The sequence below is a fragment of the Pseudofrankia sp. EUN1h genome (assembly GCF_001854645.1).
Classification (GTDB): Bacteria; Actinomycetota; Actinomycetes; order Frankiales; family Frankiaceae; genus Pseudofrankia; species Pseudofrankia saprophytica.
This window is the reverse complement of sequence record NZ_MBLN01000045.1, coordinates 287,862-310,911: the sequence shown is the minus strand read 5'-3', so window position 1 is coordinate 310,911 and position 23,050 is coordinate 287,862. Positions and strand designations below refer to the sequence as shown.

The following is a 23,050-nucleotide window of genomic DNA, read 5'->3' as shown; positions in this document are numbered from 1 at the left end:
ATCGCGGCCGACGCGGCCCCGCCCGGTCCGCTCCTAGCGTCCGTGCCGTCGGGATCACCACCCCAGACCGCGGAGGACGACGGACGTGACCACACGCAACAACTCGGTACCGGGCGGCCCGGCCGCCGGCGCCGCGGACCGCGCCGGCTGGCCGGCCGCGGCCGGCCAGCCTGTCGTCGAGATTCAGGGGGTGACCAAGACCTACGGCGGTGGCGCGCACGCGCTCGTGGACGTGTCGCTGACGGTGCGCGCCGGCGAGGCGGTCGCGATCGTCGGGCCGTCGGGCAGTGGCAAGTCGACCCTGCTCAACATGATCGCGGGGCTGGACCGGCCGACGTCGGGCAGCGTCACCGTCGGCGGTCACCGGGTCGACCGGATGAGCGAGACGGCGTCCGCCCGGTACCGGCGGGCCCGCGTCGGCATGGTCTTCCAGTTCTTCAACCTGCTCGACGACCTCACCGTCCTCGACAACGTCCTGCTGCCCGCCCAGCTCGCCCGGATCGGCCGGGCCGAGGCCCGCCGGCGGGCCGCGGACCTGCTGGACTACCTGGGCGTCGGCCGGCACGCCGGCGCCTACCCCGGCCGGCTGTCCGGCGGGGAGCGTCAGCGGGTCGCCGTCGCCCGCGCGCTGATGAACCAACCGGCGGTGCTGCTGGCCGACGAGCCGACCGGTGCCCTCGACCGGGCGTCGGGCCGGGACGTCCAGGCGCTCCTCGCCGACCTGAGCCGGGACGGCCTGACGATCCTGCTGGTGACCCACGACGGAGCGCTCGCGGACGCGTGCGCGACCCGGACGGTCGAGCTGGTCGACGGCGCGGTTGCCCGGGACGCGGAGATGACCCGATGAGGATCGGGACCGGCGCGGCCGCCGCCACCCGGCGGGTGACGCTCGGCGGCCTCGGCCGGCGCCGCGCGCAGACCGCGGTGCTCGTGCTGACCGTCCTGACGGCCGTCACGGCGTCGCTGCTCGCCACCGGGTTGCTGGTCGGGTCGCATGCGCCGTTCGACCGGGCCTTCGCCCAGCAGCGCGGCGCGCACCTGACGGCGGAGGCCGACGCGGCGAAGGCGACGCCGGCCCAGCTCGCGGCCACCGCCCGGCTCGCGGGCGTCACGGCCGCCGCCGGGCCGTTCCCGACGGCGACGGTGAGCACGCGTGTGACCAGCGGTCCGGGCGGCCCCGGGGCTGGCGGCTCGGGCCCCGGCCCGATGGGCCTGCCGCCGCTGGCCGTCGTCGGCCGGGACGACCCCGGCGGCCCCGTCGACCGGGTCGACCTCGTCCGGGGGGCCTGGCCAGCCCGGCCCGGCGAGATCGTGCTGTCGACCGGTCTCGACATCCTCCTGCCGGTCGGTACCAGGCTGACGGTGCAGGACCTGCCGGGCGGCGGCGAGCTGACCGTGGTGGGGATCGCCCGGTCGACCAGCCAGACCGCGGACGCCTGGGTGGCGTCGGCGGAGGTGCGACGACTGGCCGCGGCGGGCGCCCAGACCGGCTACGAGATGCTCTACCGGTTCGCGGCCGCGGGCACGGACGCCGACATCCGCGCCGGGCAGGCCGCCGTGGCGGGCGCGCTGCCGGCGGGGGCGCTGACCGGCACCCGGTCCTACCTGGACGTCCGTCGGGTGGCGATCGCCGTGACCGCGGCGTACGTGCCGTTCGTCGCCGCCTTCGGCGGGCTCGGCCTGGCGATGTCGGCGCTGATCATCGGGATCGTGGTCAGCGGCGCGGTCGGCGCGGCGCGCTGGCGGATCGGCGTGCTCCGGTCGCTCGGGTTCACGCCCGGGCAGGTGGTGGCGGCATACGTCGGCCAGACGCTGGCGCCGGCCGCGGTCGGCGTCGGGCTCGGCGTGCTGTTCGGCAACCTGCTCGCCGTCCCGGTCCTCGCGGACCAGTCCGACGCGAACGGCGGGCCGAAGCCGACGATCCCGCTGTGGGTCGACGTGGCGGTCGCGGCCGGGGCGCTCGCCCTCGTCGCCGGCGCGGCGCTGGCCTCCGCCTCGCGTGCCGGGCGGCTGCCGGCGGTGGAGGCGATCAGCCTCGGCCGCGCGCCCCGGACCGGCCGGGGGCGGCTGGCCCGGCGCCTCACGGGCCGGCTGCCGCTGCCGCGCCCGGTGAGCCTCGGGCTCGCGAACCCGTTCGCCCGGCCGGCGCGGGCGACGGTCATGGCCGCCGCCGTCGGCCTGGGCGCGCTCGGCGTCACCTTCGCCGTCGGGCTGGGGACGACGCTGGCCCTGATCCAGAAGGAGAACGGCCCCGACCTGGCGGGCGACGTCGTCGTCTCCCTCGGGTCCGAGATCCATGAGAACGCCGGTGGGAACGGCCCGCCCACGCCCGGCGAGGCCCCGCCCGGCGCCGGCGCGGAGACGCCCCCCGCCACCGCGCAGGCGGACACCGAGGCCGTCGCCGCGGCGCTGAAATCCCTGGCGGGGACCGCGGGGTACTTCGGCGTGGCCGAGACCCAGCTCGCCGTGCGCGGCCTGGTCGGCGCGGCGGACGTCACGGCGCTGACCGGCCAGGCGTCGGCGGCGGCCCGGCGCCTGGTCTCCGGGCGCTGGCTCGACGCCCCGGGGGAGGCCGTCGTCGACTCCAGGTTCCTGCGGGCCGCCGGCCTCCGGGTCGGCGACCGGGCCACGGTCACCGACGGCGGGCGCGTCGCGAGCCTGCTGATCGTCGGCGAGGTGTTCGACGCCAACGACTCCCCGAGCCTGTTCACGGCCTCGACGTCCCTGGCCGGCCTTGCCCTGGACCTGACTCCGCACGAGTTCGGCGTCGACCTGGCACCCGGGACCGACGTCGGGGACTACCTCCGCGCGGCCGACGAGGCCCTGGCGCCGCTCGGCGCGGGTGCGATGGCGAACAGCGGTGACCAGTCGACCGTGATCATCGCCATGATCTCGCTGATCACGACGCTCACGCTGATGACCGTCGTGGTCGCCGTGCTGGGCGTGCTGAACACGGTGGTGCTGGACACCCGGGAGCGCGTCCACGACCTCGGGGTCTTCAAGGCGCTCGGCATGGCTCCGCGGCAGACCGTCGCGATGGTGGTGACGTCGGTCGCCGGGATCGGCGCCGTCGCCGGCCTGGTGGGTGTGCCGCTCGGGATCCTGCTGCACCACGCGGTCGTGCCGCTGATGGGCGACGCCATCACGACCGGGATGCCGGCCGCCTATGTGGACGTGTACGACCCGCTGACGGTGGCCGGGCTCGCCCTGGGCGGGTTGGTCATCGCGGCGGCCGGCGCGCTGCTCCCCGCCACCTGGGCCGCCGGGACCCGCACCGCGACCGCCCTGCGCACGGAATAGCGAACAGATCAGCGGGTGGCAGGTGGAATTGGGGTCTGGATTGGCAGGTCGACCCCAATTCCACCTGCGCCGACGGGTCGGCCGAGGGCGCTCCCTCGAAGGGGGCGGGCGCTAGCCGGTGGTGAGTTCGCGTAGGGCGCCGAGGACGCCGGCCACGTCGGGCCAGGTGGGTGGGGACGGGGCGGTCACGGCGGGGCGGTCGACCATGACGACCGGTAGGCCGAGCGCTCGGGCGGCGTCCAGCTTCGCCGCCGTGAGGTCGCCGCCGCTGTCCTTCGTGACGAGCACGCGGATCCGGTGGTCGCGCAGCAGCCGGGTCTCGCCGTCGACCGTGTAGGGGCCGCGGTCCAGCAGGACGGTGTGCCGGGGCGGCAGGAGATCGGTGGGCGGATCGACGGCCCTGATCACGTAGTGGCGGTCGGCGTCGGCCGCGAAGGGCGCGAGCTGGCGGCGTCCGGTGGTGACGAAGACGGCCGAGCCGGGCGGGCACAGCGCCCGGGCCCGTTCCGCGGCCGCCGCGAGAGCGGGCACACGGTGCCAGTCGTCACCGGGACGGCGGGCCCAGCCGGGCCTGGCCAGCCGGAGCAGCGGCACGGCGCCGCCCTCGGCCGAGCCGTCGTCGCCGGCGCACGCGTCCACCGCATGCGCGGACATCGTCGCGGCGAACGGGTGGGTCGCGTCGACGACGACGTCGATCTCGCGGGCGCGCAGGAACGCGCGCAGGCCCGCGACCCCGCCGAAGCCACCGATCACGGTCTCGCCCGCGGGGAGCGCGGGGTCGCTCACCCGTCCGGCCAGCGACGTCGTGACCGTGACGCCCAGTTCGTCGGCGAGCGTGGCGTCGACGAGCGCGGCTGCGAGGTCGCGGGCCTCGCGGGTGCCGCCGAGGATCAGGACACGCACGAGCGGTCCCGTTCCACCGAGTACAGGTGGCTGTCGCGGAAGCCGCCGGCGGCCAGCGCGTCGCCGACGATGATGACCGCGGCCCGGCGCACCCCGGCGGCCCGCACGGCCGCGGCGATGTCCTCCAGGCGGCCGCGCAGCACGACCTGGTCCGGCCGGGACGCCCAGGCGACCACGGCGACCGGGGTATCGGCGCCGTACACCGGCAGCAGGTCGGCGACCACCGCCTCGATCCGCTGCACGGACAGGTGGATCACCATGGTCGCCCGGGCGGCGCCGAGGGCGGCGAGCGTCTCCCCGGCGGGCATGGCGGAGGCGTTCTCGCTGGTGCGGGTCAGCACGACGCTCTGCGCGACGCCCGGCACGGTCAGCTCGCGGCGTAGCTCGGCGGCCGCGGCGGCGTAGGCCGACACCCCGGGGCACACGTCGTAGGGCACGCCTGCGGCGTCGAGGCGGCGCATCTGCTCGGCGACGGCGCTGAACACCGACGGGTCGCCGCTGCACAGCCGGGCGACGTCGAGACCGGCCGCGTGCGCGTCGACGAGGTGGCCGACGATCTCGTCGAGGGTCAGCGGGGCGGTGTCGACGAGCCGCGCGGCCGGCGGGCAGTGCGCGAGCACCGCCGGGTCCACCAGGCTGCCGGCGTACAGGCAGACGGGGGACGCCGCGATCAGGTCCCGGGCGCGCAGCGTGATCAGGTCGGCGGCGCCGGGTCCCGCGCCGATAAAGTGGACGGTCATCGCGTCGCTCCGTTGGTGTGGACCCACTGGGTGACCGGGAGGGCGGGGCGGAAGGCCGTGAACGAGCCGACCGGCTCGGCATGGGAGATCGCGATCCGGCGCAGCCGGCCGCCGGCGCGGCGGTGCCAGCCGGCGAGCAGCGCCTCCGTCTCGATCGTGACCGCGTTGGCGACGATCCGGCCCCCGGGCGCCAGGGCGGCCAGGCAGGCCTCGATCACGCCAGGGACGCTGGCCCCGCCGCCGACGAACACGGCGTCCGGCGTCGGCAGGCCGGCGAGCGCGCCCGGCGCGCGGCCCTCGACGACGCGCAACGTGTCCGGCGCGGCGGCCGCGTGGGCACCGGCGACGGTCCGCTCGACGGCGCCAGCGAGGCGCTCGGCGTTCGCGCGGAGATGGGCGGCGCGGTCGGCCCGCGGCTCGATGGCCACCGCCCGGCACCGGCGGTCGGCGCGCAGCCACTCGGTCGTGATGCCGCCGCTGCCGGCGCCGACGTCCCAGAGCAGCTCGCCGGGTGCCGGCGCGAGCGCGGCGAGGGTGACCGCGCGGACCTCCTGCTTGGTGAGCACGCCGTCGGTGGCGAACGCGTCGTCGGGCAGCCCAGGTACCCGGGCGGTCAACACCCGCGCCGCGGCCGCGGGGTACGGCCCGCAGCGGACCGCGACGATGGCGAGCCGGTCGTGCGACGACGGCGGCCGCGGCGGCGCGGCGTCGGCGGAACCAGCGGCGTCGCCGGCGCCGGCGACGCCAGCGAGGTAGCTGCCGACCCGTTCCCGCGAGCCGCCGAGCCGCTCCAGCACGGTGAGCTCGGCGTCGAGGCCGCGTTCGGCCACGAGGCGCCCGACCCGGGCCGCGCCGTCCTCGTCTCCGGTCAGGACGAGCACCCGGGTGCCGGGGCGCAGCTCGGGGCCGACGGCCGCGTAGGGCCGGCCGACCGCGCTGACGACGGTCACCTCCTCGACCGGCCACCCGAGCCGCGCGCAGGCCAGCGAGATCGACGACGGCGCGGGCAGCACCCGCACGTGCTCGGCGCCGAGCGCCCGCACGAGCGTCCCCCCGACGCCGTAGTGCATCGGGTCGCCGCTGGCGAGCACGGCTACCCGCCGCCCGGCGTGGGTCTCGGGCAGGGCGGCGGCCGCGGCGGCCAGGTCCTTGGGCCAGGCCTCGCTCGCGCGTACGCGCCCGGCGACGAGCGCGAGCTGGCGCGGGCCGCCGAGCACGACGTCGGCGGTGGCGAGCGTCTCCCTGGCCGGCTGGCCGAGCCCGTCCCAGCCGTCCTCACCGATCCCGACGACGGTCACCGCGAAGGTCGCCGCGGAGGTCGCGTCGACGGCGGCGGGTCCGGTGGGCGCGGGGACGGGTCCGGTCGGGGCGGGCGGGGGGCTGGCTGGCACAGGGGCGATTGTGCATGCCTTCAGCTCATGCCGTCGCGTTGATGGCGGTGAGCGGTTCCATGGGGTGTTGGTCGTCACTATCCCCGGGCAGCCCTCCCATGGCACCATGCCTGCCAGGCGACATGAGGGGAACTCCGGTGCGGCGCGCGGCGCCAAGGCCGAGGCGGTCCCGCCACTGTGAGCCGCGGCCGGTGCGCCGCGGTGAGCCAGAACACCTCGGCCGCCGCCCGTGGGCAACAGTTCCCGGGCCCGTACGGGTGGCAGGCGCGGACACCTGCCGGTGCGAGGTGCTGCGTGTCCCTGTTCCCCTTCAGCGCGGTCGTCGGCATGGACGACCTCCGGCTCGCCCTCGTCCTGAACGCGATCTCTCCCGAGATAGGTGGCGTGCTCGTCCGGGGCGAGAAGGGCACGGCCAAGTCGACGGCGGTGCGCGCGCTCGCGGCGGTGCTGCCGCCGGTGGCGGTCGTGTCCGGCTGCCGGTTCGCCTGCGACCCGGAGCGCCCCGCGCCCGACTGCCCGGACGGCCCGCACACGTCGCACGGATCGCACGGGCCGGCCCGTGCCGCCGTCAGCCGGCCAACCCGGCTGTGTGAGCTGCCGGTGGGCACGACCGAGGACCGGCTGGTGGGCTCCATCGACATCGAGCGGGCGCTGACGTCCGGCGTCGTCTCGTTCGAGCCGGGGCTGCTGGCCGCCGCGCACCGCGGCGTGCTCTACGTCGACGAGGTCAACCTGCTGCACGACCATCTCGTCGACCTGCTGCTCGACGCGGCCGCGCTCGGCGTCGCGCACGTCGAGCGCGACGGCGTGTCGGTGCGGCACGACGCCCGGTTCGTGCTCGTCGGCACGATGAACCCTGAGGAGGGCGAGCTGCGTCCGCAACTGCTCGACCGCTTCGGGCTGACCGTGCAGGTCGCGGCGCCGCGGGAGCCGGCGGCGCGGGCCGAGGTGGTCCGCCGCCGGCTGGCGTTCGACGGGGCACCCGAGGCGTTCGCGGCCCGCTACGCGGCCGTCGAGCGGGAGTTGTCGGCGCGGATCGCGGCCGCCCGCGCGGCGTTGCCGGCCGTCCGGCTGCCCGACCGTGAGCTGACCCGGATCGCGGCGGTCTGCGCCGCGTTCGAGGTCGACGGGCTGCGCGCGGACCTGGTCACCGCCCGGGCGGCGCTCGCGCATGCCGCCTGGGAGGGACGCGCCGAGGTCACCGAGGCGGATGTGCGGGCCGCCGCCGCGCTCGCGCTGCCGCACCGCCGCCGCCGCAACCCGTTCGACGCGCCCGGCCTGGACCCGGGCCAGGTCGACGCCGCGCTGGACGCGGCCCGCCGGCACCTCGACGACGGCGACCCGGCCGAGGCCGAACCCGACGTGAGCGACCTGGACACCGGCAGCCTGGACGACGCGAGCCCGGGCGGCGATGCGGATCCGGGCTGCGACGCCGACCTCGGCCCGGACGCGGACGCGGCAGCAGGGCCCGACGGCGAGGCCGGCGGGCGGGGCGCGGGCGGCGAGCCGGATCCCGGCCCCGGCGGAAGCGGTCCCGGCGGCGGCGCACCCGCGCCCGGCGATGCACCCACGGGCAACGGCGCCGCCGGTCGCCCCTGGGCCGACCAGGCGCCGACCACGCCGCCGGTGGGCGCGGGTGCCGAGACGCCGGGGAGCGTCGTCGCGCCGTCGGCCACGTTCCGCGCCCGCCGGCTCGAGGTGCCCGGCGTCGGCCGGGGCGTGCCCGGCAGGCGATCGCGCGCGGTCACCGGCGCGGGCGCGGTAGTGGGCGCCCAGGTTCCGGCCGGCCGGCTGCGCGATCCGCACGTCATCGCGACGCTGCTGGCGGCGGCGCCGCACCAGCGGGCCCGCGGCCGCGGCGGTCCTGGCCTGAAGCTGAGCTCCGCCGACCTGCGCGAGGCCAGGCGGGAAGGCCGCGAGGGCAACCTGGTGCTGTTCGCCGTCGACGCCTCGGGCTCGATGGCGGCCCGGGCGCGGATGGCCGCGGTCAAGGCGGCCGTCCTGTCGCTCCTGCTCGACGCCTACCAGCGCCGCGACAAGATCGGCCTGGTGACGTTCCGCGGTGAGGCCGCGCAGCTGGCGCTCCCGCCGACGTCGTCGGTGGACGTCGCGGCGGCGCGCCTGGCGAGCCTGCCCGCCGGGGGCCGTACGCCGCTGGCCGAGGGCCTGCTGCTCGCGCACCGCACCCTCGCCCGGGAGCGGCTGCGCGACCCGAGCCGCCGAGCGCTGCTCGTCCTGCTGACCGACGGCCGGTACACCGCCGGGCCCGAGCCCGGCCCGGCCGCCGGGCTGCTCGCCCGATCCGGGGTCGCGGCGATCGTCGTCGACTGCGAGACGGGCCGGATCCGCCTCGGGCTCGCCGGGGTGCTCGCCGCCGGGCTCGGCGCCCCGCTGCTCGCGCTCTCAGACCTGGTCGCGACCGGCGCCGCGCCTGGCGCCGGAGATGCCGGGCGCGGCACCGGGCCCGGCACCCCCGGCGGGAGGCGAAGCCGGCCCGCGGCCGCGGGCCCGGACGGCGCCGCCATGGGCGCCGGTCTCGCCGCGACCGTCCGCGCGTTGCGGGACGCCGCCTGATGGCCCCGCAGGGAAAGGTCACGAGCGTTCCCGAGGACGGGCTCACGACCCGGGCGCGGCGCAACCGGCCGCTGGTGATCGTCCACACCGGCGACATGAAGGGGAAGTCGACGGCCGCCTTCGGGCTGGCGCTGCGCGGCTGGAACCAGGGCTGGCCGATCGGCGTGTTCCAGTTCGTCAAGAGCGCCAAGTGGAAGGTCGGCGAGGAGAACGCGCTGCGGGCGCTGGGCCGGCTGCACGAACAGACCGGTGAGGGCGCGTCGGTGGACTGGTTCAAGATGGGCTCCGGCTGGTCGTGGACGCAGCGCGGCCCGCTCGACGACCATGCCGCGGCCGCCGCCGAGGGCTGGGAACGGATCAAGGCCGACCTCGCCGCCCAGACCTACGGCCTGCTGGTGCTCGACGAGTTCACCTACGTGATCGAGTGGGGCTGGGTGGACGTCGAGGACGTCGTCGCCACGCTCACCGCGCGCCCCGGGTTCCAGCACGTCGTCATCACCGGCCGCCGGGCGCACCCGCGGCTGGTCGAGGCGGCCGACCTGGTGGTCGAGATGGCCAAGGTCAAGCACCCGATGGACGCGGGGCAGAAGGGCCAGCGGGGGATCGAGTGGTGACCGGGCGGTGAGGATCCCGAGGGTCGTCCTCKCCGCGCCGGCCAGCGGCGCGGGCAAGACGTCCATCGTCACCGGCCTGCTCGCCGCGCTGCGGGCGCGTGGGCTGGCCGTCTCGCCCCACAAGGTCGGCCCGGACTACATCGACCCGGGCTACCACGCCCTGGCCGCCGGCCGGGCGGGGCGCAACCTCGACCCGTGGCTCGTCGGCGAGCACCGGATCGCGCCGCTGTTCCTGCACGGGGCGCTGACACCCCGGCGCGCCGACGTCGCCGTCATCGAGGGTGTCATGGGCCTGTTCGACGGGCACGCGACCCACGCCGGGTTCGGCTCGACGGCGCACGTCGCCACGCTGCTGGCGGCGCCCGTCGTCCTCGTCGTCGACGCGCGCTCGGCCGGCCGGTCGGTCGCGGCGACCGTCCACGGCTTCCGCTCGTTCGACCCCGCGGTGCGGATCGGCGGCGTCGTGTTCAACCAGGTCGGCACCGAGCGGCACGCCGGGATCCTGCGGGCCGCGATGGCCGAGATCGGCATGCCGGTGCTCGGCGTCCTCGGCCGGCGCGACAGCCTCGTCACCCCGTCACGCCACCTCGGTCTGGTCCCGGCCGCCGAGCGCGCGGCGCCCGCCCGCGCGGCCGTGGCCGAGCTCGGCGACGCGGTCGGCGCCAGCCTCGACCTCGACGCGCTGCTCGCGCTCGCCGCGACCGCGCCCGACCTCCCGGCCGATCCCTGGGACCCCCAGCAGACCTCCCAGCAGACCTCCCAGATCGGCTTCGCCGATCCGGCAGGGACCCCGAGCGCCGCCGAGACATCCGATGCCGCCGAGACCTCGGGCGGCTTCGTGCCGGCGGCGCCGGGCGCGGCCGGGCGACGTGGGGGGCGCCCGGTGGTCGCGGTGGCGGGCGGGCCGGCGTTCACGTTCGGCTACGCGGAGACGCCCGAGCTGCTCACGGCCGCCGGCGCCGAGGTCGTGCGCTTCGACCCGACGGCCGACGAGGCGCTGCCCGACGGGACGTCGGCGCTGGTCATCGGCGGCGGGTTCCCGCAGGTGCACGCCGGCGCGCTCGCCGCCAACGCCGCGCTGCGGGCCCAGGTCCGCGCGTTCGCGGCCACCGGCGCTCCGGTGGTCGCCGAGTGCGCCGGACTGCTCTACCTGAGCCGCGCGCTGGACGGCGAGCCGATGTGCGGGGTGCTGGCCGAGGTGACGGCGGCCATGACACCGCGCCTCACCCTGGGCTACCGGGAGGCGGTGGCGGCCACCGACTCGGCGCTCGCCGCACGCGGCACCCTCGCGCGTGGCCACGAGTTCCACCGCACGGTCGCCCTCCCGTCGGCCGGCGGCCTGGACGGCGCGCCGCGGGGATCGGCCGCGGCGTGGACCTGGCGCGGCCCGGCCGGCGACGAGGTCACGGAGGGCTTCGTCCGCGGCGGCATCCATGCCTCCTACCTGCACACCCACTGGGCGGGGCTTCCCGGCACGGCCGCCCGCCTCGTCGCCGCGGCGCGCGCGGCCCAGTCGAACGGGGCGAACCGTGCGGCCGGCTGAACCGGCGCCCACCCGCCCGGCCGTCGCCGCCGGCGCCGCGGCGGCGGCGATCGTCGCCGGCGCGCTCGCGGACGCGGTCCTCGCCGACCCGGCCCGGTTCCATCCGGTCGCCGGCTACGGCCGCGCCGCGCACGCGGTCGAACGCCTGCTCTACGCGGACTCCCGCCCGGCCGGCGTGGCGTTCGTCGCGGTCGCCGTCGGCGGGCCGGTGCTCGCCGCCGCCGCGCTGGACCGCCTCCTGCCCCGCCCGGCGCGGCCGGTGGCGCTGGCCGCGGGGCTGTGGGCGGCGCTCGGCGGGGCGTCGCTGCGCGCCGAGGCCACGGTCATGAGCCGGCTGCTGACGGCCGGGGACCTGACCGGCGGCCGGGAGCGGCTCGGGCACCTGTGCGGGCGCGACCCGAGCGGGCTCGACGAGCCGGAGCTCGCCCGGGCGGCGATCGAGTCGGTGGCGGAGAACACAGCGGACGCCGTGCTCGGCCCGCTGGTGTGGGGGGCCGTGCTCGGCCTGCCAGGCGTCGTCGGTTACCGGGCCGTCAACACGCTCGACGCGATGGTCGGGTACCGCTCCGAGCGTTACCTGCGGTTCGGCTGGGCCGCGGCCCGGCTCGACGACCTCGCGAACCTGGCGCCCGCGCGGTTGTGCGCCGTGCTCACGGCGCTGACGGCCCCGGCGGTCGGCGGGTCGCGGCGCGAGGCCTGGCGGGTCTGGCGGCGCGACGGCTACAGCCACCCGAGCCCGAACGCCGGCCAGTGCGAGGCGGCGTTCGCCGGCGCGCTCGGGACCACTCTCGGCGGGACCAACGTCTACGAAGGCGAGCCGGAGACCCGGGGTCGCCTCGGCGACGGCGCGGCGCCGCGCGGCGCCGACGTCGCCCGCTCGGGCGACCTGCTGGCGGCGGTGACGGCGGCCGGCGTCGCCGTGAGCGCCCTGGCGGCCGCGGCCCTGGCCGGCGCGCGCCGTCGAAGCGGCCCGCCGCGCCGGAGTGGCTCGCCGCGCCGGAGCGCCACATGACCGGGGCGCGCGGCGCGCTGCTCGTCGCCGGGACCACCTCGGACGCGGGCAAGTCGGTGCTGACCGCGGGGATCTGCCGGTGGCTTGCCCGCCAGGGCGTGCGGGTGGCCCCGTTCAAGGCGCAGAACATGTCGCTGAACTCGTGGGTGACCGCCGACGGCGCGGAGATCGGCCGCGCCCAGGTGATGCAGGCCGCCGCCGCCGGCGTGGAGCCGGAGGGGGCGATGAACCCGGTGCTGCTCAAGCCGGGCGCCGGGCACCGCAGCCAGGTCGTGCTGCGCGGCCGGCCGGTCGCGGAGGCGGGCGCGCTCGACTACCGCGCGCTGAAGGGCCGGCTGTTCGGCGAGGTGCTCGCGAGCCTCGCCGACCTGCGCTCCCGGTTCGACGTGGTGGTCTGCGAGGGCGCCGGCAGCCCGGCCGAGATCAACCTGCGGGCGACCGACATCGCGAACATGGGCCTGGCCAGGGCCGCCGGCCTGCCGACGATCGTCGTGGGTGACATCGACCGCGGCGGGGTGTTCGCCGCGATGTACGGCACCCTCGCGTTGCTGGAACCGGCCGACCAGGCGCTGGTCGCCGGGTTCGTCGTCAACAAGTTCCGCGGCGAGCGCGCCCTGCTGGAACCGGGGCTCGACATGCTGCGGGCGCTCACCGGCCGGCCCACGCTCGGGGTGCTGCCGTGGCGCGACGGACTCGGGCTCGACGTGGAGGACTCGCTCGGCCTGCCCGCGCCCGGCGAGACCCGGGGCGACCCGGACGGCCCGCTTCGGGTGACGGCCGTGCGGCTGCCGTTCCTGAGCAACTTCACCGATCTCGACGCGCTCGCCGCCGAGCCCGGCGTCGCGGTGCGCTACGCCGACCGGCCCGAGGACCTCGACACGGCCGACCTCGTCGTGCTTCCGGGCACCCGGTCGACGGTGGCGGACCTGGGCTGGCTGCGCCGGCGTGGCCTGGACGGGGCGCTCGCGCGCCGGGCGGCGGCCGGGCGGCCGGTGCTCGGCGTCTGCGGCGGCTACCAGATGCTCGCCGCGACGATCGTCGACGACGTGGAGAGCGGCGCGGGCCGCGTCGACGGCCTCGGGCTGCTGCCGGTCACCGTCCGCTTCGCCACGGACAAGACCCTGGGCCACCCCAGCGGCGTCGCCTACGGCCAGCCCGTGCGCGGCTACGAGATCCACCACGGGGTGGCGACCGTGCACGGCGGCGAGCCGTTCCTCGACGGCTGCCGGGCCGGCGCGGTCTGGGGCACGACCTGGCACGGCGCGCTGGAGAACGACGGCTTCCGCCGGGCGTTCCTCGCCGACGTCGCGGCGGCCACCGGCTCGCCGTGGCGGCCACGCGGCGAGGTCTCCTTCGCGGCCGTCCGGGAACGTCGCCTCGACCTCCTCGGCGACCTCGTCGGCGACCACCTCGACACCGGCGTGCTGCTGAAGCTGCTCACCGACGGCCCGCCGGCCGGCCTCGAGACTGTCCCACCCGGCGGTCCGCCGAGCCCGACGCCCGCTCCCGACCCGCCCGTTCTCGCAGGCCTCGCGCGGGGCATCACGCCCGCGCCGAGGCCCGCCCACCCGCGTGGATCTTCGCCAGACCTGGGGAGCCGTCCGTGATCGTGCTGCTGTCGACGTCCGACACCGACCTGTCGTGCGCCCGCGCCACCGGGGAGGACTACCGGCTGGCCAACCCGGCGCGCCTCGACGCCGCCGACCTGCCGCGGCTGCTCGATGGCGCCGACGTCGTCGTCCTGCGGCTGCTCGGCGGCCGGCGGACCTGGCCGGACGGCGTCGACGCGCTGCTTGCCGGCGGCCTGCCGCTGGTGGTGCTCAGCGGGGAGCTCGTCCCCGACGCCGAGCTGATGGAACTGTCCTCGGTGCCCGCCGGGGTGGCGGCGCAGGCGCACGCCTACCTCGCCCACGGCGGCGTCGACAACCTGCGCCAGCTGGCCCGTTTCCTGTCCGACGCGCTGCTGCTCACCGGCCTCGGCTTCGACCCGCCGGTGCCGACCCCGGCCTGGGGCGTCCGGCCCAGGCCCGGATCCGCCCCGGATCCGGCCGTCGCGATCCTCGCGCCGCGGCCGACCGTCGCGATCCTGTACTACCGGGCGCACGAGCTGGCCGGCAACACCGCGTTCGTGGACGCGCTCGCCGACGCCGTCGAGGCGGCCGGTGGCCGGGCGCTGCCGATCTTCTGCGCGTCGCTGCGCACCGCCGACGCCGAACTGCTCGCCGAGCTCGGCCAGGCGGACACGCTGGTGACGACGGTGCTGGCGGCCGGCGGCGCAGGGTCCGGCGCGATCCCCGCCGAGGTCGGGGCGGGCGGGCGCGACGAGGACTGGGACATCGGCGCGCTCGCCGACCTGGACGTCCCGATCCTGCAGGCGCTGGCCGTGACGTCGTCGCGGTCCCAGTGGGAGGCGAGCGACGACGGCCTCTCGCCGCTGGACACCGCCACCCAGGTCGCCATCCCCGAGTTCGACGGACGGATCATCACCGTCCCGTTCTCCTTCAAGGAGATCGACGCCGACGGCCTGACCCGCTACGTGCCCGACCAGGAACGGGCGGCCCGGGTCGCCGGCCTCGCGGTCCGCCACGCCCGGCTGCGCCACGTCCCAAACGCCGACAAGCGGATCGCGCTGATGCTGTCGGCCTACCCGACGAAGCACGCGCGGATCGGCAACGCCGTCGGCCTCGACACCCCCGCCAGCGTGCTCGCGCTGCTGCGGGCGATGCGGGCCGCCGGCTACGACGTCGGCCCCGCGGACGGCCCTGGAGCCCTGCCCGGCCTCGCCGCGGACGACGGGGACGCGCTCATCCACGGCCTCATCGCGGCCGGCGGCCAGGACGAGGACTGGCTGACGGCCGAACAGCTCGCGGGCAACCCCGTCCGCATTCCCGCCACCGTCTACCGCACCTGGTTCGAGACGCTGCCGGCCGAGCTGCGCGCCGCCGTCGAGGAGCACTGGGGCCCGGCACCCGGCGACCTGTTCGTCGACCGGTCGGCCGACGCGGACGGCGAGATCGTGCTCGCCACCCTCACCGCCGGCAACGTCGTGATCCTCATCCAGCCGCCGCGCGGGTTCGGGCAGAACCCGATCGCCATCTACCACGACCCCGACCTGCCGCCGAGCCACCACTACCTGGCGGCCTACCACTGGCTGCGCCACGGCCCGGAGGCGCCCGGAGCCGGGCTCGGGGCGGGGGTCGGGAAGGGGCTCGGCACGGGGCTCGGGACGGGGTTCGGCGCGCACGCCGTGGTGCACGTCGGCAAGCACGGCAACCTCGAATGGCTGCCCGGCAAGGCGGCGGCGCTGTCCGCCGGCTGCGCGCCGGACGCCGCGCTCGGCGACCTTCCGCTGGTCTACCCGTTCCTCGTCAACGACCCGGGCGAGGGCACGCAGGCGAAGCGGCGGGCGCACGCCACCGTCGTCGACCATCTCGTCCCGCCGATGGCCAGGGCCGACAGCTACGGCGACATCGCCCGCCTGGAGCGCCTGCTCGACGAGCACGCGCAGATCGCCGCGATGGACCCGGCGAAGCTCCCCGCGATCCGCGCGCAGATCTGGACGCTCATCGAGGCGGCGAAGCTCGACCACGACCTCGGCCTCGCCGACCGGCCGCACGACGCCGAGTTCGACGAGTTCATCCTGCACGTCGACGGCTGGCTCTGCGAGATCAAGGACGCGCAGATCCGCGACGGCCTGCACGTCCTGGGCCTGGCGCCGACCGGCGAGGCCAGGATCAACCTGGTGCTGTCGATGCTGCGCGCGCGCCAGCTGTGGGGCGGGGCCGTCGCGCTGCCGGGGCTGCGCCAGGCGCTCGGCCTCGACGAGGCGGAGGGGACGGTGCGCACCGACACGGTCGAGGCCGTCGCGCGGGCGCTCGTCGCCGGACTGGAGGACCGCGGCTGGGAACCGACGGCCGTCCCGGAGGTGGTCACGGAGATCCTCGGCGAGGTCCTCGATGACCTCGACGATTCCGCGGGCGGGGACGACGTCGACCGGGACGCGGTGGCCGCCGTGCTGACGTTCGCGGCCACCGAGGTCGTGCCGAGGCTCGCCAGGACCACCGACGAGATCGACCGGACCCTGCACGCGCTCGCCGGCGGTTACGTTCCCGCCGGGCCGAGCGGCTCGCCGCTGCGCGGCCTGGTCAACGTCCTGCCGACCGGGCGCAACTTCTACGCCGTCGACCCGCGCGCGGTCCCGAGCCCGCTGGCCTGGGAGACCGGCCGGGCGATGGCCGACTCGCTGCTGGCCCGCCACCTCGCTGACACCGGCGAGTACCCGCGCTCGGTCGGCCTGTCCGCCTGGGGCACGTCGGCGATGCGGACGTCGGGGGACGACGTCGCGGAGATCCTCGCGCTGCTCGGCGTCGCCCCGCTGTGGGACGAGGCGTCCCGGCGGGTGCACGGGCTGGAGCCGATCGGGCTCGCCGAGCTCGGCCGGCCCCGCATCGACGTCACCGTCCGGATCTCCGGGTTCTTCCGCGACGCGTTCCCGCACGTCGTCGACCTGCTCGACGACGCGGTCCGGCTCGTCGCCGACCTCGACGAGGACCCCGAGCACAACTACGTCCGGGCGCACGCCGAGGCCGACACGGCCGAGCACGGGGACCGGCGCCGGGCCACCACCCGCGTCTTCGGCTCGAAGCCGGGCGCGTACGGCGCCGGGCTGCTCCCGCTGGTCGACGCCGGCACCTGGCACGACGACGGCGACCTGGCCGAGGTGTACGCGGCGTGGGGCGGGTTCGCCTACGGCCGCGGCCTCGACGGCCGGCCAGCCCGCGACGACATGGAGGCGGCGTACCGGCGGATCAGCGTGGCGGTGAAGAACACCGACAGCCTCGAGCACGACATCGCCGACTCCGACGACTACTTCCAGTACCACGGCGGCATGATCGCGACGGTGCGGGCGCTGACCGGGCGCGGTCCCCGGGCCTACATCGGCGACTCGACCCGGCCCGACGCGGTGCGGACCCGCACCCTCGGCGAGGAGATGGCCCGGGTCGTGCGCGCCCGGGTCGTGAACCCGCGCTGGATCGCCTCGATGCGCCGTCACGGCTACAAGGGCGCCTTCGAGCTGGCCGCGACCGTGGACTACCTGTTCGGCTACGACGCGACCGCGGGCGTGGTGGCCGACTGGATGTACGAGGCCGTCACCCAGGCGTACGTCCTGGACGAGGAGAACCAGAAGTTCCTGGCGGACGCGAACCCATGGGCGCTGCACGGCATCGCCGAGCGGCTGCTGGAGGCCGTCGACCGCGGGCTGTGGGAGGCGCCCGCGCAGGCGACCCTGGACGCGCTGCGCGACGTCTACCTGCGTGCGGAGGGAGACCTCGAGGGGCGCGCGCCGTGAGCCCCGGGCGGCCCCGGGCCGACCGCTGCCCCGGTGCCCTCGTCCTGCACGAGGCGGCCGACGGCGGGCTGGCCAGGATCCGGCTGCCGGGAGGCCTCGTCGACGGCGGGACGCTGGCGGCGCTCGCCGCGCTGGCCGCGTCCTTCGGCGAGCACGGCGCGGTCGAGCTCACCTCCCGCGGAAACCTGCAGCTGCGCGGCGTGCCGGGGGGTCGGCGAGTCGAGCTGGCCGACCGGGTCGCCGAGCTCGGCCTGCTGCCGTCGGCCACGCACGAACGGGTCCGCAACATCGTCGCCTCGCCCTTCGCGGGTCTGACCGGCGCCGGCGCCGGCGCCAGCGCTGACGGCGGCGCCGGCGACGGTGCGCCGCCGGCGGGCGGCGGCGGTGCCGCGGCGGCGGGCGGCGGCGGTGCCGCGGCGGCCGCGCGGCTGGAGGACCTGGTACGTGGGCTCGACGAGGCGCTGTGCGCCGACCCGGAACTCGCCGGGCTGTCCGGCCGCTTCCTGTTCGGCCTGGACGACGGAACCGGTGACATCGCGGCCCTCGCGCCGGACGCCTGGGCCGCGCCCGCCGCGGCGGGGCACTGGTGGGTCGGCCCGGCCGGCGTGGCGGTCGACGACGCCGGCGTGGTCGGCGAGCTGCTGGCCGCGGCGCGCGCCTTCCTGCGTGCCGCCGCCCCCGGAGGTACCGGGGGCAACCACTCTCTCTGGCGGGTCCGCGACCTCCCCGACGGCGGCGCGGAGCTCGCCGCCGGGCTGCGAGCCGGTCGGGCCGCCGTGCTCCGCCCGGCCCCGCGGCCGGCCACGCACCCGGTCGGGGTCTGGCGACGTCCGGACGGAGGGCATGCCGCCGCCGTTCACGTTCCCCTCGGCCGGCTGACGCGCCCGGCGGCCGACCTGCTCGCGGCCGTCGCCGCGGCCGCCTGCCCGGGCGGCGGTCGAGACCAGGCCAGGCCTCGTGACGAGCCGCCGCTACGGATCACCCCGTGGCGGTCGGTCGTCGTACCCTGCCTGATGGACCCGTCGTCCTTCGCCGCCCGCGCGCGGCGGGCGGGCCTGGTCACCGACCCGGCGTCGATGTGGACGAGGGTCACCGCCTGCGCCGGCCGTCCCGGCTGCGCGAGCGCGCTCGCGGACGTGCGGGCCGACGCCGCCCGCGCGGTCGCCGCCGGCCTCGTCACCCCGGTCGACGCCGCGCCGTCGGCCTCGTCGGCCTCGTCGGGCGTCCGGGCGCACTGGAGCGGCTGTGCCCGCCGCTGCGGACAGCCGTCCGGTCCGCACGTGGAGGTCGTCGCCGGCGCCGCCGGCTATCTGGTCCGCGACGCGGGCGTCGAACCGAAGGAGTCCCGATGGTGACCGATACCAGCCCGCGCTACGACTACGAGCGCGACGGGGCGGCGATCTACCGGCGGTCGTTCGCGACGATCCGCGCCGAGGCGGACCTCGCGGCCTTTCCGGCCGACCTGGAACACGTCGTCGTCCGGATGATCCACGCCTGCGGCATGGTCGACCTGCCCGCGGACGTCGAGGCCAGCCCCGGTCTGGTCGGCGCCGCCCGCGCCGCGCTGCGGTCCGGGGCGCCGGTGCTGTGCGACGCGCAGATGGTCGCCAGCGGGATCACCCGGCGCCGGCTGCCCGCCGACAACGAGATCATCTGCGCGCTCGGCGACCCAGGCGTTCCGGAGCTCGCCGCCCGTCTTGGCACCACACGGTCCGCGGCGGCCCTGGAGCTGTGGCGCGACCGGCTCGCCGGCGCCGTCGTCGCCGTCGGGAACGCCCCGACGGCGCTGTTCCACCTGCTCGAGATGCTGGGTGCCGGCGCGCCCCGGCCGGCCGCCGTCCTCGGCCTGCCGGTCGGTTTCGTGGGCGCGGCCGAGTCCAAGCGCGCCCTCGCCGACAACCCGTTCGGCCTGCCCTACCTCGTCGTGCACGGCCGCCGCGGCGGCAGCGCGATGACGGTCGCCGCCGTCAACGCGATCGCCTCGGAGGCACTGTGACCACTTCGCCCGCCGGGCCCGGGCCGGGCACCGGCACGCTGTACGGCGTCGKGGTCGGCCCCGGGGACCCGGAGCTGGTGACGGTGAAGGCCGCCCGGCTGATCGGGCGGGCCGAGGTCGTCGCGTACCACGCGGGCAGGCGGGGCCGGTCGCTCGCCCGGGCCAGCGCGGCGCCCTACCTCCCCGCCGGCGCCGTCGAGGAGGAGCTCGTCTACCCCGTCACCCGCGGCGGGACGGACCACCCGGGCGGCTACCAGGGGGCGATCGACGAGTTCTACGAGCAGTCCGCGGCGCGCCTGGCCGCGCACCTGGCCGCCGGCCGGGACGTCGTGCTGCTCGCCGAGGGCGACCCGACGCTCTACAGCTCGTTCACCCACATGCAGCGCCGGCTCACCCCGAGGTTCCGCTGCGTGATCATCCCGGGCGTCACGTCCGTGTCGGCGACCGCCGCCGCGGCGGGCGTCGCCCTGGTCACCGGGGAGCAGACGCTCGCGGTGCTCCCGGCGAGGATGCCGGCCGACCGGCTGCGCCAGCTGGCCGGCGAGGCGGACGGGCTCGCGCTGATGAAGGTGCGGGGCGACCTCGACGGGGTGCGCCGGGCGCTCGGCGGCGCGGGGCGGCTCGACGGCGCCCTGCTCGTCAGCCAGGCCAGCCGGGAGGGCGAGCGGGTCACCGCGCTGCGCGACCTGGCCGCGGACGAGGACGTCCCGTACATGTCGATGGTGCTCGTGCCCGGCGCCGGCGCATCCCCTGCCGCGGAAGCGGCCGTCGGCCCAGGCACGTCTCTGGCCCAGGCCGCGGCCGGCGGCGCCCGGCCCGCCGATGCCGGTGCCGAGACGGGCCCTGTCACGGGCCCTGTCACCGGCTCCGTCACGGTCGTCGGGCTCGGGCCCGCCGGCGTCGAGTGGCTCACGCCGGAGTCGGCCGCGGCCCTGGCGGCGGCCGACGACGTCGTCGGGTACCGGACCTACGTCCGGCGCGTCCCCGACCGGCCGGGTCAGCGCCGGCACCTCACGGACAACCGGGTGGAGGCCGAACGGGCCGTCTTCGCGCTCGACCTGGCGCGCCGCGGCCGCGGCGTCGCCGTCGTCTCCTCCGGTGACCCGGGGGTGTTCGCGATGGCGTCGGCGGTGCTGGAGGCGCGCGCCGAGGGCGGCTACGCGGACGTGCCGGTCCACGTGCTGCCCGGGGTCACGGCGGCGAACGCCGTCGCCGCCCGGGTGGGCGCGCCGCTGGGCCACGACTACTGCGTCGTGTCCCTGTCCGACCAGCTCAAGCCCTGGTCGCTGGTCCTGCGCCGGCTGAGCGCCGCCGCGGCGGCCGACCTGGCGCTCGCGCTCTACAACCCCGGCTCGAAGACCCGGCGGGACCACATCGACGAGGTCCGCGTCTGCCTGCTGGAGCATCGCGACCCCGACACCCCCGTCGTCGTGGGGCGGGCGGTCGGCGGCCCCGGCGAGCGGGTCGAGGTGATCCGGCTCGCCGACCTGTGCGCGGACCACGTCAACATGCGCACCCTGCTCATCGTCGGCTCGTCCAGGACCTGCTGGGACCGCGAGACCGGCACGGTCTTCACCCCCCGCCATCACGACGGGGTGGTGAGCACGGCGCCCGGAACCTCGCGGACCGCCGACCTGTCAGCGGATCCGGCGGAGATCCTTACCGCCGACGTCGCAGGAGGTACACGTCCATGATCCAGCCCTTGCGGGCGCGGGCCTCGCGCTTGACGGCCGCGATCCGGGCGCTGAGCTCGGCGAGCGGGCCGGCGAGCGCGATCTCGTCGTCCCCGCCGAGGTAGGCGCCCCAGTAGATGTCCCAGTCGGCCGCGTCGAGGCCCTGCCAGGCCGCGGCGCCGTCGAGCATGACGACGACGGAGTCGAGGCCAGCCGCCTCGGCCGCCAGCCGCCGGCCGGTGGTGATGTGGACCGACCCGCCGACGGTGTTCAGCGGGATCCGGTGCCGCGCGGTCAGCGCCTGCACGCTGGAGATGCCGGGAACCACCTGGACGTCGACGTCGACCAGCCCGCGTTCCCGGATGTCGTCGAGGATGCGCAGCGAGCTGTCGTAGAGCGCCGGGTCGCCCCACACCAGGAACGCGCCCCGGCCGCCCTCGTCGAGCTCCGTGAGCAGGGCCTTGGCCCAGACCGCCGCGCGCGCGGCGTGCCAGCGGCGCACCTCGGCCTGGTAGTCGGCGGGCGCCCGGTCCCGCTCCGGCTCGTCGACCTCGACGACCCGCAGACCGGGCCCGGCGTACGCGGCGCAGACCCGGGCACGCAGCGCGTTCAGGTCGGCCTTCGCCTCGCCCTTGTCGACGGTGAACAGGACGTCGGCGCTGGCCAGCGCGCGGCTGGCCGCGTGCGTGAGCGACTCCGGGTCGCCGACCCCCATCCCGATCAGCAGCACGACCCGCCGCGGCACGGTCAAAGGACGCTGAGAGGCAGGCGGCGGCGCTTGCTGTGGTCGTTGTCGATGATCGGCAGGCTGTCCGGGTTGACGGCGGCCAGCGCCGCCTCGCCGTGGCCGAGCACGCATTCCGGGTCGGGGCCGTCCAGCGGCAGGCCGGTGAAGAACTTCGCCGCCATGCAGCCGCCCTGGCAGGCGTCGTAGTGGCCGCACGAGGTGCACGCGCCGGGGTTGTCGGGCTCGCGCAGCTCGGTGAACAGGTCGGAGGACCGCCACACCCGCGCGAACCCGCCCTCGTCGAGCACGCTGCCGGCGCGGAAGTGCTCGTGCAGCGCGAACGGGCAGGCGTAGACGTCGCCCACCGGGTCGATCAGGCAGACCACCCGGCCCGCGCCGCACAGGTTCAGGCCCGGCAGCGCCTGGCCATAGGCGGCGAGGTGGAAGAACGAGTCCCCGGTGAGCACGTCGGGCCGGGCGAGCAGCCAGCCGTGCAGGTCGCGCTGCTGCGCGGCGGTCGGGTGCAGCTGTGCCCACGAGTCCTGGCCGCGCCCGGACGGGCGCAGCCGGGTGACCCGCAGCTCGGCGCCGTGGTCGGCGGCCAGCGCGGCGAACGAGTCCAGCTGGCCGACGTTGTGCCGGGTGACGACCACCGACAGCTTGAAGGCGCCGAAGCCGGCGTCGGCCAGGTGCGCCATCGCATTGCGCGCCCGGTCGTAGGAGCCGAGGCCGCGGACCGGGTCGTTGGTCATCGCGTCGGCGCCGTCCAGCGAGATCTGGATGTCGACGTAGTCCAGCGCCGCGAGCCGGCGGGCCTTCTCCGCGTCGATCATGCCGCCGTTGGTGGAGAACTTCACCCCGACGCCGTGGTCGACGGAGTACTCCAGCACCTCGAAGAAGTCGGGCCTGGTCATCGGCTCGCCGCCGCCGACGTTGACGTAGAAGACCTGCAGGTCGGCCAGCTGGTCGACGACCGAGCGCATCTGGGCCGTGTCGAGCTCGCGCGGGTCGCGCCGGCCGGACGACGACAGGCAGTGCACGCACTGCAGGTTGCAGGCGTACGTCCACTCCCAGGTCAGGCAGATCGGCGCCTGAAGCCCGCGCAGCAGCTCCTGCTGCAGCGAGGCGCTCGCCGGCGCCGGCGTGAGTGCCGGCGCCGAGGACGCGAGGGCGGCGGTAACGGCCGCGGGCACACCCGCGCTCGGCCGGGCCAGGTCGGTGATGCTC

At 77.0% G+C, this 23,050-nt stretch carries 16 protein-coding genes; 11 read left to right on the top strand and 5 right to left on the bottom strand.

Features of this window, described 5'->3' with window-relative positions:
- Window positions 1–85 precede the first annotated feature (85 nt).
- Both BCD49_RS12350 and BCD49_RS12345 read left to right on the top strand, forming a co-directional pair.
- Entirely contained in the window at window positions 86–847 is a 762-nt protein-coding gene (locus tag BCD49_RS12350) for an ABC transporter ATP-binding protein (RefSeq protein ID WP_007519480.1), read from the top strand.
- On the top strand, window positions 844–3,300 hold the full coding sequence (locus BCD49_RS12345; RefSeq protein WP_007519482.1) for an ABC transporter permease: 2,457 nt from the start codon (window positions 844–846) through the stop codon (window positions 3,298–3,300). Before BCD49_RS12350 ends, BCD49_RS12345 begins: the two co-directional genes overlap by 4 nt.
- A gap of 111 nt (window positions 3,301–3,411) precedes the next feature.
- Here BCD49_RS12345 and BCD49_RS12340 read toward each other — a convergent pair whose 3' ends face one another.
- From BCD49_RS12340 to BCD49_RS12330, 3 genes are read right to left on the bottom strand one after another with little or no spacing between them, the layout of a single operon-like run.
- Window positions 3,412–4,203 (bottom strand): cobalt-precorrin-6A reductase, encoded by a 792-nt coding sequence (locus BCD49_RS12340; RefSeq protein ID WP_007519484.1) that lies wholly within the window; start codon window positions 4,201–4,203, stop codon window positions 3,412–3,414.
- Window positions 4,191–4,943, bottom strand: a complete 753-nt coding sequence (gene cobM / locus BCD49_RS12335) for a precorrin-4 C(11)-methyltransferase (RefSeq protein ID WP_007519485.1) — start codon at window positions 4,941–4,943, stop codon at window positions 4,191–4,193. The genes BCD49_RS12340 and cobM overlap by 13 nt, the downstream gene beginning before the upstream one ends.
- Window positions 4,940–6,334 (bottom strand): bifunctional cobalt-precorrin-7 (C(5))-methyltransferase/cobalt-precorrin-6B (C(15))-methyltransferase, encoded by a 1,395-nt coding sequence (locus BCD49_RS12330; protein ID WP_007519487.1) that lies wholly within the window; start codon window positions 6,332–6,334, stop codon window positions 4,940–4,942. The genes cobM and BCD49_RS12330 overlap by 4 nt, the downstream gene beginning before the upstream one ends.
- Before the next feature lie 327 nt (window positions 6,335–6,661).
- On the opposite strand from BCD49_RS12330, the gene BCD49_RS12325 reads away from it, so the two are divergent.
- Genes BCD49_RS12325 through cobJ form a run of 9 tightly spaced genes read left to right on the top strand, consistent with a single transcriptional unit; the run spans window position 6,662 to window position 21,117 of the window.
- Entirely contained in the window at window positions 6,662–8,908 is a 2,247-nt protein-coding gene (locus tag BCD49_RS12325) for a VWA domain-containing protein (protein ID WP_442960483.1), read from the top strand.
- The gene (gene cobO / locus BCD49_RS12320; protein ID WP_007520709.1) at window positions 8,908–9,522 is read left to right on the top strand and encodes a cob(I)yrinic acid a,c-diamide adenosyltransferase; all 615 of its coding nucleotides are present in this window, start codon (window positions 8,908–8,910) and stop codon (window positions 9,520–9,522) included. The genes BCD49_RS12325 and cobO overlap by 1 nt, the downstream gene beginning before the upstream one ends.
- Before the next feature lie 7 nt (window positions 9,523–9,529).
- Window positions 9,530–11,065 carry a cobyrinate a,c-diamide synthase gene (locus tag BCD49_RS12315; protein ID WP_071041491.1) on the top strand — a complete coding sequence of 512 codons (1,536 nt, stop codon included), beginning with the start codon at window positions 9,530–9,532 and terminating at the stop codon, window positions 11,063–11,065.
- Window positions 11,052–12,077: a cobalamin biosynthesis protein gene (locus BCD49_RS12310; protein ID WP_071041490.1), complete on the top strand. Its 1,026-nt coding sequence runs from the start codon at window positions 11,052–11,054 to the stop codon at window positions 12,075–12,077. The genes BCD49_RS12315 and BCD49_RS12310 overlap by 14 nt, the downstream gene beginning before the upstream one ends.
- Window positions 12,074–13,684: a cobyric acid synthase gene (locus tag BCD49_RS12305; protein ID WP_007520412.1), complete on the top strand. Its 1,611-nt coding sequence runs from the start codon at window positions 12,074–12,076 to the stop codon at window positions 13,682–13,684. The genes BCD49_RS12310 and BCD49_RS12305 overlap by 4 nt, the downstream gene beginning before the upstream one ends.
- The gene (locus tag BCD49_RS12300; protein WP_007520414.1) at window positions 13,681–17,427 is read left to right on the top strand and encodes a cobaltochelatase subunit CobN; all 3,747 of its coding nucleotides are present in this window, start codon (window positions 13,681–13,683) and stop codon (window positions 17,425–17,427) included. The genes BCD49_RS12305 and BCD49_RS12300 overlap by 4 nt, the downstream gene beginning before the upstream one ends.
- The gene (locus BCD49_RS12295) at window positions 17,424–18,782 is read left to right on the top strand and encodes a nitrite reductase (protein WP_027141236.1); all 1,359 of its coding nucleotides are present in this window, start codon (window positions 17,424–17,426) and stop codon (window positions 18,780–18,782) included. The genes BCD49_RS12300 and BCD49_RS12295 overlap by 4 nt, the downstream gene beginning before the upstream one ends.
- Window positions 18,776–19,423, top strand: a complete 648-nt coding sequence (locus BCD49_RS12290) for a precorrin-8X methylmutase (protein WP_007520307.1) — start codon at window positions 18,776–18,778, stop codon at window positions 19,421–19,423. Before BCD49_RS12295 ends, BCD49_RS12290 begins: the two co-directional genes overlap by 7 nt.
- A complete protein-coding gene (gene cobJ, locus BCD49_RS12285; protein ID WP_083401396.1) occupies window positions 19,420–21,117 on the top strand; it encodes a precorrin-3B C(17)-methyltransferase in 1,698 nt (565 codons plus the stop codon). The genes BCD49_RS12290 and cobJ overlap by 4 nt, the downstream gene beginning before the upstream one ends.
- Here cobJ and cobF read toward each other — a convergent pair.
- Together cobF and mftC are read right to left on the bottom strand one after the other, a co-directional pair.
- The gene (cobF, locus tag BCD49_RS12280) at window positions 21,083–21,841 is read right to left on the bottom strand and encodes a precorrin-6A synthase (deacetylating) (protein WP_007520310.1); all 759 of its coding nucleotides are present in this window, start codon (window positions 21,839–21,841) and stop codon (window positions 21,083–21,085) included. The two genes, cobJ and cobF, sit on opposite strands and share 35 nt — an antisense overlap.
- Before the next feature lie 2 nt (window positions 21,842–21,843).
- On the bottom strand, window positions 21,844–23,016 hold the full coding sequence (gene mftC / locus BCD49_RS12275; protein ID WP_425343364.1) for a mycofactocin radical SAM maturase: 1,173 nt from the start codon (window positions 23,014–23,016) through the stop codon (window positions 21,844–21,846).
- Window positions 23,017–23,050: the final 34 nt, after the last annotated feature.